The organism is Psychromonas antarctica (genome assembly GCF_022267535.1).
Lineage (GTDB): Bacteria > Pseudomonadota > Gammaproteobacteria > Enterobacterales > Psychromonadaceae > Psychromonas > Psychromonas antarctica.
On sequence record NZ_JAHNZV010000005.1, the window covers coordinates 24,265 to 36,449 of the forward strand.

The window sequence follows — 12,185 nt, forward strand, 5'->3', positions numbered from 1 at the left end:
AGTACGGTTTTTTATTAGGCTTTTAAATTAACGATTCAGCTAAATGGGTTAACCCTAATCATAGTTTCATTACGATCTGGCCCAGTAGAAATAATATCCATTGGCACACCGGTCACTTCTTCTAATCGTTTGATATATGCTTTGGCATTTTCTGGCAGCTGAGCAAATGATGTCACACCAAATGAGCTCTCAGTCCAACCTGGCATAGTTTCATAAATCGGCACCGCGAGATCGTAACCATCGGCAGACATTGGGGGAACATCCACGAGCTTACCACTAGGCATTTTGTAGGCGGTACAGATTTTTATCTCTTTCAAACCATCTAAAACATCAAGTTTAGTAAGGCAAAAACCAGTAATACTGTTTAACTGTACTGCACGTTTAATAGCAACCGCATCAAACCAACCGGTACGACGCAAACGCCCCGTCGTAGCACCAAACTCATGTCCTACTGTACCCAGATGTTTACCAGCAGGATCGAGCTTATCCAGACCATCGTATAGTTCAGTTGGGAAAGGACCTGCACCAACACGTGTGGTATAAGCTTTAACAATACCTAGCACGTAATTAATGTGTGTTGGGCCAAACCCACTCCCCGTAGCAACACCACCAGCAGTGGTATTGGAAGAGGTCACATAAGGATATGTACCGTGGTCAATATCAAGTAATGTGCCTTGCGCACCTTCAAATAATATATTTTCACCACGCAAACGCGCTTTATCAAGCTCATCGGTAACATCAATAACCATACTGATCAGCAGATCAGCTACATCAGTCATCTGTTTCAACACGTCATCAAAGTTAACAGCTTCAACTTTGTAGTAGTTAACCAGCTGGAAGTTGTGATATTCAATCACTTCTTTTAATTTTGTAGCAAATGTATCCATATTAAAGAGGTCATCAACACGTAAACCACGACGAGCGACTTTATCTTCATATGCAGGACCAATACCGCGCCCCGTAGTGCCAATTGCTTTATTGCCACGCGCTTTTTCTCGCGCTATATCAAGTGCAACGTGGTAAGGAAGTATTAATGGACAACCTTCACTGATGGAAAGACGCTCTTTCGCCGGCACACCACGATCTTCAAGCATTTTAATCTCTTGCAGTAAGGCTTCTGGTGATAAAACCACACCATTACCAATAACGCATTTTACGTTATCGCGCAAAATGCCCGATGGAATGAGATGAAGAACTGTTTTCTCCCCATCAATTACAAGTGTATGACCCGCATTGTGCCCGCCTTGATAACGAACAACCCATTGCGCTTTGTCTGTAAGTAGGTCTACAACCTTACCTTTACCTTCGTCACCCCATTGAGTGCCAAGAATTACTACGTTATTTCCCATCAGAATCACATATCTCTAGCGAATTGAGAAAAGATTTTAGCAAACATTAATCGTCCATTTCAATCTCTTTATGATTAAATCCGAAGGGAAACGAATCTAAATCAACTAGTTGTAATATCCTTCGCTTTCATTAAAACTGTAACCCATTATTTTTTATAACTATTTCAATTATCGTCGGGTATTTTTTAGGGAAAGTATTAATACCTTAACTGGCAATTTCGACGCGCGTAACGGTCAGATGACAGAGGGCTTTTAGTCAATAACCTCAGCTCGGGGTAAGCAAATCGATACAGTACCGCTATTTCCGAGGATTTCTACGTAAACTCAGCGACCAATAGCCCGCTATTGCCACACAGAGTTACCTCGATCTACACAAAACCATCAATAATAGATGGTGTGAGTTTTTAACTTTATGATCTTGATGTAAATTTCGCATTCATTCTCCCGAGTTGAGGTTAAATATAATTACTTAACCACCTTCCAAGTTGAACAGAAATAAATAACAGAGGGTTGCGCTGTAACAAGCAAACAGAATAGAGAGCGATATCTACTCCATCTAGCTTCGCTGGGCAAACAAAAAAGCCCCGCTTATTTTCATAAGCGGGGCTTTTTTCAAAAGTCAGCTAAAAGAGTTTATTTCTTAGCAGCTGCTTTGTCGGCTTTAACTTTTTCAATAACAGCTTCTGAAACACTGCCAGGACAAGGCATGTAGTTCTTAAACTGCATTGAGTACTGGCCACGGCCTGAAGTCATTGTACGTAGTGAACCGATGTAACCAAACATTTCTGAAAGTGGAACATCCGCTTTAATACGTACGCCAGAAGCACCAGCTTCTTGACCAGCGATCATGCCACGACGACGACTAAGGTCACCGATAACATCACCAACATGGTCATCTGGCGTGAACACGTCTACAGCCATAATAGGCTCCAGAAGTTGTGCACCCGCTTTAGGGATTGACTGACGGAATGCGCCACGAGCTGCTAATTCAAATGCGACTGCAGATGAATCCACGGCGTGGAAACCACCATCGAAAAGCTCGATTTCAACGTCAAGTACAGGGAAACCAGCAAGTACACCCGTATTCATCATGCTCTTGAAGCCTTTCTCAATCGCAGGGAAGAACTCTTTAGGAACATTACCACCAACAACTTTCGAGGTGAATACAAAACCACTTCCAGCTTCACCAGGCTTGATACGGTAATCGATTTTACCGAACTGACCAGAACCACCAGACTGTTTCTTGTGCGTGTAAGAATCTTCAATTTCTTGAGTGATTGTTTCACGGTAAGCAACTTGAGGTTCACCTACTATTAAGTCAACACCGTAAGTACGTTTAAGGATATCTACTTTGATATCTAAGTGAAGCTCACCCATACCAGACAGGATTGTTTCACCTGAATCGATATCAGTTTCAACTTTAAACGTTGGATCTTCAGCAACCATTTTACCGATAGCAATACCCATTTTCTCAGTTGAACCTTTATCTTTAGGTGTAACTGAGATAGAGATTACTGGGTTAGGGAATACCATCGCTTCAAGGATGATTGGATCTTTTGGATCACATAATGTGTGACCCGTTTGCACGTTAGTCTTCATACCAACGATAGCGATGATATCACCCGCTTGTGCTGAAGTAAGTTCGTTACGGTCATCTGCCTGCATTTCACACATACGGCCAACACGCTCAGTTTTACCTGTTGCGGCATTCATGATCGTATCGCCTTTCTTAAGTGTACCTGAGTAGATACGTACGAAAGTAAGCGAACCAAAACGGTCATCTGTGATTTTGAATGCTAACGCTTTAAATGATTCATCTGCAGAAACCAATGCAAATTTACCATTAGGCTCACCTTCTTCGTCTGTAAGCGGTTGCGGATCAACTTCATGTGGAGCAGGTAGATAATCAACAACAGCATCAAGAATGTTTTGCACACCCTTGTTTTTAAACGCAGAACCACAGTAAGTTGGGAAGAAGTCCATTGTACGTGTACCTTTACGGATACAACGCTTGATTTCTTCTAGAGAAGGCTCAACACCCTCTTCTAAATACGCTTCCATTAGATCATCATCTTGCTCAACCGCTGTTTCGATCAGTTTTTCACGGTATTCTTCAACAAGATCAACCATGTCTGCAGGAATATCAGTAATTTCGTAGTTTTCTGGAAGACCAGTATCATCCCAGATGTATGCTTTACGTGTAAGCAAGTCAACAACGCCACAAAATTCATCTTCAATACCGATTGGTAGAACCATTACTAGTGGGTTCGCACCTAATACGGTTTCAGTTTGCTTAACAACGCGGTAAAAATCAGCACCCATACGGTCTAATTTATTAACGAAGATAATACGTGCAACTTTTGAGTCATTCGCATAACGCCAGTTGGTTTCTGATTGCGGTTCAACACCACCACTACCACAGAATACACCGATACCACCATCCAATACTTTAAGAGAACGGTATACTTCAACAGTGAAGTCAACGTGTCCAGGAGTATCGATAACATTTAAACGGTGATCTTTCCAGAAACAAGTTACAGCAGCAGACTGGATAGTAATACCGCGCTCAGCTTCCTGTTCCATAAAGTCAGTTGTAGATTCGCCGTCATGTACTTCACCAGTTTTGTGGATCTGACCGGTAAGCTTTAGGATACGCTCGGTTGTGGTAGTTTTACCCGCATCAACGTGCGCGAAAATACCAATATTTCTGTATTTTGTTAAATCTTTCATTTTTTATACTCAGTCAGTTAATAAAAATCGAATCAATATTCCGAGGCATTATACAATCTTTACCGTTAAACAGAACACGGAATTTAAAAAAAACAGAAAATATGTTGATTTTTTCGCCATTATTTTGCTTGATTTTAAAAAAACAGGCTAAATAGTGAGAAAACGAGCCTCTCCTATAAATTACAGCAGCTATTTTAAATCGTCATTCTAATTAATAGGAATGAAAATCAGGGCAAACAGTGCAGAAAAAGCAAATGTACTTAAAGCCGTATTTTTTAATTCTTTATTAAACGTATCTCCGTCACGAAGATCCTTGCTAATAGCATGATGTAAAGACAAGCAACTTTTGCCTAGCGGACCTAAAGAAAGCAGGAAACAAAATTGCCAGTAGTACAACGTTCCACTATTCATTAAATACACGGCGGCGAGTAAAGGCGCTGTTAAAACTAAAAAAAGGTGGTATATAAATGCCGATTTACGTCCCCATAAGACCACCAGTGTAATTTTATGAGCCGCTTGATCGCTGTACATGTCGCGGATATTATTAATATTCAATACTGCAACAGACAACATGCCGACGCTGCATGCCGGTAGCAACAACCACCAGTTAAAGGTGTGCGCGTACAGGTAGTAGCTACCAACAACGCCTAATAAACCAAAAAAAATAAATACAGCTAAATCACCCAGTGCATAATAGCCATAAGGTACTTTTCCCATTGTATAAGAGATAGCGGCGGCAATCGCGAGCAAGCCAAAGAGTAAAAATAGTAACCAACTTTTGAGATCACTGCCTAATGCGACCACCAGCAAACACAACCCAGAGATAAAACACAACGCAGTGGTTAGCATAATCGCTTTTTTCATACCGCTTTGGCTAATCAAACCAGTTTGCATTGCCCGCGTGGGGCCAACTCGCGTTTCATTATCAGTGCCAGAGACCGCATCACCATAATCGTTGGCGAGATTAGATAATATTTGTAGTAGCAGCGCAGTGAGCAGCGCAAAGCTAAAAATAAGCACATTGAAGATACCCGCTTGTGCGGCGAGACCAGCGGCTAACAGAATCGATGCGGCAGCAAGAGGTAGAGTACGTAACCGTAAGGCGCTTATCCAAACCGAAACCTTGTTCATCTAAATTTTCCTAAGTATGATATGCACTCTTCCAATTAGGAATAAAGCGTAATTCGCGCTACATTAGCAAACTTGAATCTACAATACCAATAGCTACCTAAGGTTGCACCAAGCAAAACGTTAACTCCATGATTAATTTAATTAACAAACAGCTACAGCAATTTGCACAAACAGCAGGCGACAAACCCCGTACCAATTTAGTTATTCATCTGGCGGCGGTTAATCTATTGGCTTTATTAAAAGGGCAATCACTCGGCAAAGATCCTATTTATCCTGCAATTTATTGGCAAGACAAAGAGCAGCAACAGACCATCGCTTGTCTAGGACAGATTGAAGAGTGCACAAATATACCTCAACCCACAGCTCAAGCTTGCTATTTTGGCGGATTAGCTTTCCAGCAACAAGGCGAGCAGTGGCTAGATTTTCCTGCTATACGCTTTATTCGCCCCGCCTTAGAATTTAAGTTACAACAACAAAAATTGACGCTAACCTGCCATTTCAATGGTTTACACCGCATTGACAAAACCATCGCACTAGTCAATATGTTGCAGCCACCGCAAGCGTTAACCGCAGTGGAGACTACCATTCTCTCGCGCAGCGATTTACCCAATCAAGCGCAGTGGGCAGATTTAGTGGATCTGGCTATTGAATATAAAGCATTACTACCCAAAGTTGTCTTATCCCGTGAAACACAACTGCTATGTAAAAACAGGGTTAACCACTTAGATCTGCTTGCACAATGGCAACAGGCAAATCCCAATAGTTTTCATTTCAGCGTGCAGTTTTCGCAAAAACATGCTTTTATTAGCTGCTCTCCCGAGCGTCTTTTCTGTCGCAAAAAGTCACAGCTAAAAACAGAAGCATTAGCAGGCACGATTAACCGTGGGCGCACTGAACGAGAAGATGCCTTTTTATCGCAAAGTCTGTTAACAGATAAGAAAATAGATCGTGAAAACTACCTTGTACAGGAGTTTATTATCGCCAATCTTAAGCAACTAAAAGCAAAAATATCTTGTGAGGATGCATATGTCATGCAGTTACAGAATGTACAACATTTATGCGTACCGATTAACGCCACATTAAATGCACAGACAACAGATGCTAACCTATTATACAAACTCCACCCAACGCCTGCTGTTGGCGGCTCACCTAAACTCCCTGCGCTGCAATTCATTAATGATAAAGAGCCTTACCTGCGGGGCTGGTATGCGGGTGCGGTGGGTTATTTAAGTAGTGAAAAAAGTGATTTCAGTGTTGCCATTCGCAGTGCATTAATGACAGATCATAGTATAAAGCTGTTTGCCGGGGCGGGCATAGTAACCGGCTCCATTGCGGCGCAGGAATGGCAAGAGTTGGATAATAAAATAGGCACTGTTTTAGATATTTTATCAGCACAAAAAGGTGTTCGTTAATATGAGTGAAGTAGCAGCAAGCAATTCAACCTTTATGCACACCTCTGCAAATATTAATTTGTTGTGGGCTTCACTTCTTATCGAGGAGTTAGTGCGTCATAATATTTGTGATTTTTGCATCGCGCCGGGGTCTCGATCTACTCCGTTAACATTAGCAGCAGCTAGTCATAAAGCGGTTAACACACATGTTCATTTTGATGAACGTGGCCTCGGTTTTTTTGCACTCGGGCTGAGTCTATCCAGTCAGAAACCGGTGGTAGTTATCACCACCTCAGGAACGGCAGTGGCCAACCTTTACCCCGCAGTAATTGAAGCGAGGCAAAGTGCTATCCCGCTGATTATATTATCGGCTGACAGACCTCCTGAACTGCTTCACTGCGGCGCAAATCAAGCGATTGATCAATACGCTATTTTTAGCCATTATCCAGTTTTTTTCAGGCAAATCCCAAGCCCTACTTTACAAATAAAACCTAATTACCTATTAACTACCATTAATCAGGGTCTCGTTAAACAGCAGAACAGCCCTGCGCCAATCCATTTTAATGTCGCTTTTGCAGAGCCTTTATATCCGCAAGAAACACAGCTTAACTATCAACAATATCTATCTCCTTTAAAAAAATGGCTCACGAATCGGCATCCTTTCAGCCACTATCTTCAAGGGCAAAAGCGTTATGAAGGTAGATCAACGTTTTCTCTGCTAGGTAAAAAAGTTGTCGTCATTGCAGGACGCTTAGACAAAAAAGAGCAAGTCTTACAGATAGCCGAATTTGCTAAAAAAAATCACTACCCTCTGCTCGCAGATATTCAATCATCACTAACGGGCGCGATCAACAATCTTTGTTATTATGATCTTCTGCTGCTCAATAAAACGTTCCAACGGGCATTAGCGGAAGCGGATATTATTATCCAATTTGGCGACAAACTTATTTCTACAAGGTTGGCACAATTTATTGCTGAGTTTGCTGGTGACTATTGGTTAATCAAAAAGGGCGAACAAAGCATTGATCCTAACCTGCAGCTGACAACGCGTTTTGATAGCGATGCCAATGGATGGATTCAATCACAACATCTATTACAGCCAATAGATGAAAAGTGGCTAGTTAAGCTTACGCAGTATAATCAGAAAATTGCGCAGCAAATCATCGCCCCCTTTATGGCCAATACCCCCCTTTGTGAAATAAATTTAGTTGCTAGTTTGGATAACCTACTGAGTAATGATAGCCCGTTATTTATCGCTAATAGTATGCCCATTAGAATCACCGATATGTTTATGAAAAACAACCTCTCGCGGGTGTTTACTAATCGTGGTGCCAGTGGTATTGATGGCTTACTTGCCACCGCTGTCGGCATCGCTAAAAATGCGCGACAAACGACGACTTTATTGATAGGCGATACCGCTTTTCTTTATGATTTAAACTCCCTAACCTTATTAAAACAGCTTAGCCACCCTTTTATCATTATTCTGATTAATAATGACGGTGGTGCGATCTTTAACTTACTGCCCGTACCCGCACAACAAAAGCAAAAATTTTACCAACTCCCCCATGGTTTAACTTTTGCCGAGAGTTGCAAACAGTTCGCTATCGATTATTACAAACCGAGTCGACTTGATGAATTTAAAGCTGATTATAAAAAAGCATTAAAAAACAGGGGAGCACTGATTGAAGTTTGCGTGGAAAACAACCAAACTAGTGATCAACTTGAACAACTTAAAAAGCAGATAACAAATGCCACTTTTTAGTCAGACGCAAGGCGATCCCACCCACCCCACATTGGTTTTTTTACATGGTTTTTTAGGCAGTGTTAATGATTGGTCCGAGACCATTAACCATCTTAAAGGAAGTTACTATTGTGTTTGTTTAGATTTACCGGGTCATGGACATTCAGCCTCAATCACAGCACCATTAGAAGCAGGTTTTACGTACTGCCACCGTTTAATTCGATGTGCCTTAGATGACCTAAAAATTAACCAGTACACCCTAGTCGGCTACTCTTTGGGTGGCAGAATAGCGCTTGATTACGCGCGTACACAAAACGATCCGGACTTAAAAAATCTTATTTTAGAATCAGCACATATCGGTTTAGCTAGCGCAGAAGAGAAAGCACAACGTTATAGCCATGATCTTAATTGGGCGAAACGTTTTGCGACTGAAAATATAATGCAAAGCATCTATGAGTGGTACGAACAAACTGTTTTTAGTGATCTTTCTTGCAGCGAAAAAGATCGTCTAATTAATAGCCGAAGTTGTAACTATGGGGTCTGTTTAGCCAATATGTTATTGGCAACAAGCCTTGCTCGGCAAACAGATATGCACCCTTTTCTGGAAAGTAACCATTTGCGCATCACGGCGTTGCCTATTTATTATTGTTTTGGCGAGAAAGATCAGAAATTTAAAAATTTGGCGAAGCAATTATCCATACAACACAAGCTTAATGTTACTCAATTTGATGCTGTAGGGCATAATATTCATCAGCAAGCACCACTGCAATATGCACAATTTATAGCAAAGCAGATAACAACATAACTTTACACTAGGGTGAATAAACCCGAACAACTAATATGAGAAGAAAATGGCTGAACAAGATTCTTACACACCTATTTTTTGGGAAAAGAGCGAGCTGCAATTCACCGATATTATTTATAATAAAGCTGATGGAATAGCAAAAATCACCATAAACCGCCCACAACTACGCAATGCCTTTCGGCCACAAACAGTCAACGAGATGATGCAGGCACTTAATGATGCGCGTTATGATAATAAAATTGGCGTGGTCATTTTGACCGGTCAAGGGGATTTGGCTTTCTGTTCAGGTGGCGATCAAGGGGTGCGTGGTGATTCTGGTTATAAAGATGAAGTCGGTGGGCACCATCTTAACGTGCTAGATTTTCAACGCCAAATCCGCACTTGCCCCAAGCCTATTATTGCAATGGTAGCGGGGTATGCCGTAGGTGGCGGTCATGTTTTACATATGATGTGTGATTTAACCATCGCCGCTGACAATGCGCAATTTGGTCAAACTGGGCCTAAAGTGGGATCTTTTGATGGTGGCTGGGGGGCGAGCTATATGGCACGTATCGTTGGCCAGAAAAAAGCCCGAGAAATCTGGTTTCTATGTCGGATGTACAGTGCGCAAGATGCTGTGGATATGGGCTTAGTCAATACCGTTGTGCCACTTGCCGATTTAGAAAAAGAAACCGTTAAATGGTGTCGTGAAATATTACAAAACAGTCCAATGGCGCTACGTTGCTTAAAGGCCGCACTTAATGCGGATTGCGACGGGCAGGCTGGTCTGCAAGAATTAGCAGGTAATGCCACCATGTTATTTTATATGAGTGAAGAAGGCCAAGAAGGACGTAATGCCTTTAACGAAAAACGTAAACCGGACTTTTCGAAGTATGGCCGTAATCCTTAAATAACTTCAACACAGAGAATGAAGGAGAGGCTCTGTTTAACCTCATAAAGTAACAAACTCAGACCATACCGTGTTGATAGTTTTATGTAACTCGAGGCAATTCAACATAGCGGTATTGGTAGCTGAGTCAACGCAAAAACACAAGGAAACAGCGGCACTGTTTCAATTTATTTATCCCTCGCTGAGGCTAAATAAGCAACAGATCAAAATCTGCCTCTCAAACCTATATCTAGTAATTTTTTTTTTGATAGAGATAAACTATCAACTTGATTGGTATAAACAGTTCGATTCTGACTATACTTTCACGCATGCTAGGCAACGATATAGCAAGCACAATATGATTAACTGATTATTAAAAGGAAAACATCATGGTATTAGTAGGAAAGCAAGCACCTGACTTTACAGCCGCAGCAGTGCTCGGTAATGGCGACATTGTCGATAGCTTTAATCTTAAAGACTTTACCCAAGGTAAAGAAGTGGTTATATTCTTCTACCCTCTTGATTTTACTTTTGTATGTCCCTCTGAGCTAATTGCATTCGATAAACGTTTTGGTGAATTCCAAGCACGCGGTGTTGAAGTGATTGGTATTTCAATTGACTCTCAATTTACTCATAATGCATGGCGTAATACGGCTATCAATGATGGTGGTATTGGTGCGGTTCAGTATCCGCTGGTTGCAGATGTGAAACATGAAATTTGTAAAGCCTACGATGTTGAGTTAGCAGAGGCTGGTGTTGCATTACGCGGTTCATTCTTAATCGACAAAAATGGCTTAGTTCGTCATCAAGTGGTTAACGATCTTCCACTGGGTCGTAATATTGATGAGATGTTACGTATGGTTGATGCGCTGCAATTCCACGAAGAGCATGGCGAAGTTTGTCCTGCACAATGGGCAAAAGATAAAGCGGGTATGGAAGCCACTCCAGAAGGTGTGGCTAAGTACCTAGCAGCTAACAGCGACGATTTATAAGCGATCATCAGTAAGCCCGTGAATTAATAAAGCGGCCTCTTTATAGAGGTCGTTTTATTATCCCTGAGTTTATTTTAATGAGGCGTAGTAAGCCGCTAAGTTGGCCATCTCAATATCCGAGAGTAGATCGGCTTGTGCTTTCATAATGACAGACAGACCACCTTGGCGCTGACCTGATTTGTAAGCTTTTAATGACGCGTATAAATAAGCTTCTTTTTGTCCTCTTAAATTTGGATAGATAGGTACCGCAGAGATACCACCAGCACCATGGCACACCGTACAAGCAGCTGATCTAGCTTGACCTGCGCTAATATTTGCAGCCGATACTAGCGTCGGCAATGCAAACATTAATGAAACAAGTAATATTTTTTTCATTAAGTCTCCTTTTATTCTGGTTAAATGATTCTCCGTCGACAGCATCTACTATTCTAAATAGAGAATGCCTTCCCCCTGATATACCCATCATACCTCAAGGTGCTTTCTCAGGACTTAGCGTAAGCCAAATTGCATATTGAGGTGACATGGGTATCGATTAACCAATATGGTATAAATCATTAATTTTATCTAAGTTATCAAAATTCATATTGAGGTCCTTTAAACGTCCATCTTTCACTGAATAAATAAATCCATGCACCGTTAATGCCTGTCCTCTTGCCCACGCTTGCTGAACACAAGTGGTATGACAGACATTTTTCGCTTGTTCAATTACATTAAGTTCTGTCAAATAGTTTAAACGTTGCTCATCGGTCATCTGCTCATCAAAACTATCGCTATATTTTACATAGGTATCTTTAATGTTGCGCAGCCACCCATCAATTAAATCATAGGACTGCTTTTTCATAGCAGCCTTTATGCCACCACAATCATAATGCCCCGTAACAATAATATGTTTTACCTTGAGTACATCCACCGCATATTGAATAACTGACATACAGCTTAAATCGGTATGGATCACCAAATTGGCAATATTACGATGTACGAAAATATCACCCGGCATCATGCCTAAAAGTTGAATCGCAGGTACTCGGCTATCAGAACAGCCAATCCATAAATAATCGGGTGATTGTTGTTCCGCCAGTTGAGAAAAAAAGGTTGGATCTTCTTTATTTATTTTCGCGGCCCACTCTTCATTTCTCTTTAATAACTCATCTAATAAGCTCATACTTCACCTTTTATAT

General features: G+C 41.3%; 10 protein-coding genes. 5 read left to right on the plus strand and 5 right to left on the minus strand.

Going from position 1 to position 12,185, the window contains the following annotated elements; translation table 11 throughout:
• Positions 1–35 precede the first annotated feature (35 nt).
• The 3 genes from KSO91_RS02525 to menA all read right to left on the minus strand — a co-directional run bounded on the left by KSO91_RS02525 (position 36) and on the right by menA (position 5,210).
• A complete protein-coding gene (locus KSO91_RS02525) occupies positions 36–1,349 on the minus strand; it encodes an adenylosuccinate synthase (RefSeq protein WP_238741037.1) in 1,314 nt (437 codons plus the stop codon).
• A gap of 633 nt (positions 1,350–1,982) precedes the next feature.
• A complete protein-coding gene (fusA, locus tag KSO91_RS02530; protein ID WP_238741039.1) occupies positions 1,983–4,079 on the minus strand; it encodes an elongation factor G in 2,097 nt (698 codons plus the stop codon).
• A 207-nt stretch (positions 4,080–4,286) separates the two neighbouring features.
• Positions 4,287–5,210, minus strand: a complete 924-nt coding sequence (menA, locus tag KSO91_RS02535; protein ID WP_238741041.1) for a 1,4-dihydroxy-2-naphthoate octaprenyltransferase — start codon at positions 5,208–5,210, stop codon at positions 4,287–4,289.
• A gap of 128 nt (positions 5,211–5,338) precedes the next feature.
• On the opposite strand from menA, the gene KSO91_RS02540 reads away from it, so the two are divergent.
• From KSO91_RS02540 to KSO91_RS02560, 5 genes are all read left to right on the plus strand, one after another.
• On the plus strand, positions 5,339–6,622 hold the full coding sequence (locus tag KSO91_RS02540) for an isochorismate synthase (protein ID WP_238741043.1): 1,284 nt from the start codon (positions 5,339–5,341) through the stop codon (positions 6,620–6,622).
• Position 6,623: 1 nt separating this feature from the next.
• A complete protein-coding gene (gene menD / locus KSO91_RS02545) occupies positions 6,624–8,363 on the plus strand; it encodes a 2-succinyl-5-enolpyruvyl-6-hydroxy-3-cyclohexene-1-carboxylic-acid synthase (RefSeq protein ID WP_238741045.1) in 1,740 nt (579 codons plus the stop codon).
• On the plus strand, positions 8,350–9,147 hold the full coding sequence (gene menH / locus KSO91_RS02550; RefSeq protein WP_238741047.1) for a 2-succinyl-6-hydroxy-2,4-cyclohexadiene-1-carboxylate synthase: 798 nt from the start codon (positions 8,350–8,352) through the stop codon (positions 9,145–9,147). Before menD ends, menH begins: the two co-directional genes overlap by 14 nt.
• A gap of 46 nt (positions 9,148–9,193) precedes the next feature.
• Positions 9,194–10,036 carry a 1,4-dihydroxy-2-naphthoyl-CoA synthase gene (gene menB, locus KSO91_RS02555; RefSeq protein ID WP_238741049.1) on the plus strand — a complete coding sequence of 281 codons (843 nt, stop codon included), beginning with the start codon at positions 9,194–9,196 and terminating at the stop codon, positions 10,034–10,036.
• A 365-nt stretch (positions 10,037–10,401) separates the two neighbouring features.
• Positions 10,402–11,007, plus strand: a complete 606-nt coding sequence (locus KSO91_RS02560; protein WP_238741150.1) for a peroxiredoxin C — start codon at positions 10,402–10,404, stop codon at positions 11,005–11,007.
• 69 nt (positions 11,008–11,076) lie between these two features.
• Here KSO91_RS02560 and KSO91_RS02565 read toward each other — a convergent pair whose 3' ends face one another.
• The gene (locus KSO91_RS02565; RefSeq protein ID WP_238741051.1) at positions 11,077–11,382 is read right to left on the minus strand and encodes a c-type cytochrome; all 306 of its coding nucleotides are present in this window, start codon (positions 11,380–11,382) and stop codon (positions 11,077–11,079) included.
• 157 nt (positions 11,383–11,539) lie between these two features.
• Complete coding sequence (can, locus tag KSO91_RS02570) at positions 11,540–12,169, minus strand: carbonate dehydratase (protein WP_238741053.1); 630 nt, start codon at positions 12,167–12,169, stop codon at positions 11,540–11,542.
• Between the last annotated feature and the right edge of the window lie 16 nt (positions 12,170–12,185).

What these genes read in the sequence shown, in the direction of transcription:
- KSO91_RS02525 (WP_238741037.1), bottom strand. Translation starts at nt 1,349, where the DNA reads ATGGGAAATAACGTAGTAATTCTTGGCACTCAATGGGGTGACGAAGGT.
- fusA (WP_238741039.1), bottom strand. Translation starts at nt 4,079, where the DNA reads ATGAAAGATTTAACAAAATACAGAAATATTGGTATTTTCGCGCACGTT.
- menA (WP_238741041.1), bottom strand. Translation starts at nt 5,210, where the DNA reads ATGAACAAGGTTTCGGTTTGGATAAGCGCCTTACGGTTACGTACTCTA.
- KSO91_RS02540 (WP_238741043.1), top strand. Translation starts at nt 5,339, where the DNA reads ATGATTAATTTAATTAACAAACAGCTACAGCAATTTGCACAAACAGCA.
- menD (WP_238741045.1), top strand. Translation starts at nt 6,624, where the DNA reads ATGAGTGAAGTAGCAGCAAGCAATTCAACCTTTATGCACACCTCTGCA.
- menH (WP_238741047.1), top strand. Translation starts at nt 8,350, where the DNA reads ATGCCACTTTTTAGTCAGACGCAAGGCGATCCCACCCACCCCACATTG.
- menB (WP_238741049.1), top strand. Translation starts at nt 9,194, where the DNA reads ATGGCTGAACAAGATTCTTACACACCTATTTTTTGGGAAAAGAGCGAG.
- KSO91_RS02565 (WP_238741051.1), bottom strand. Translation starts at nt 11,382, where the DNA reads ATGAAAAAAATATTACTTGTTTCATTAATGTTTGCATTGCCGACGCTA.
- can (WP_238741053.1), bottom strand. Translation starts at nt 12,169, where the DNA reads ATGAGCTTATTAGATGAGTTATTAAAGAGAAATGAAGAGTGGGCCGCG.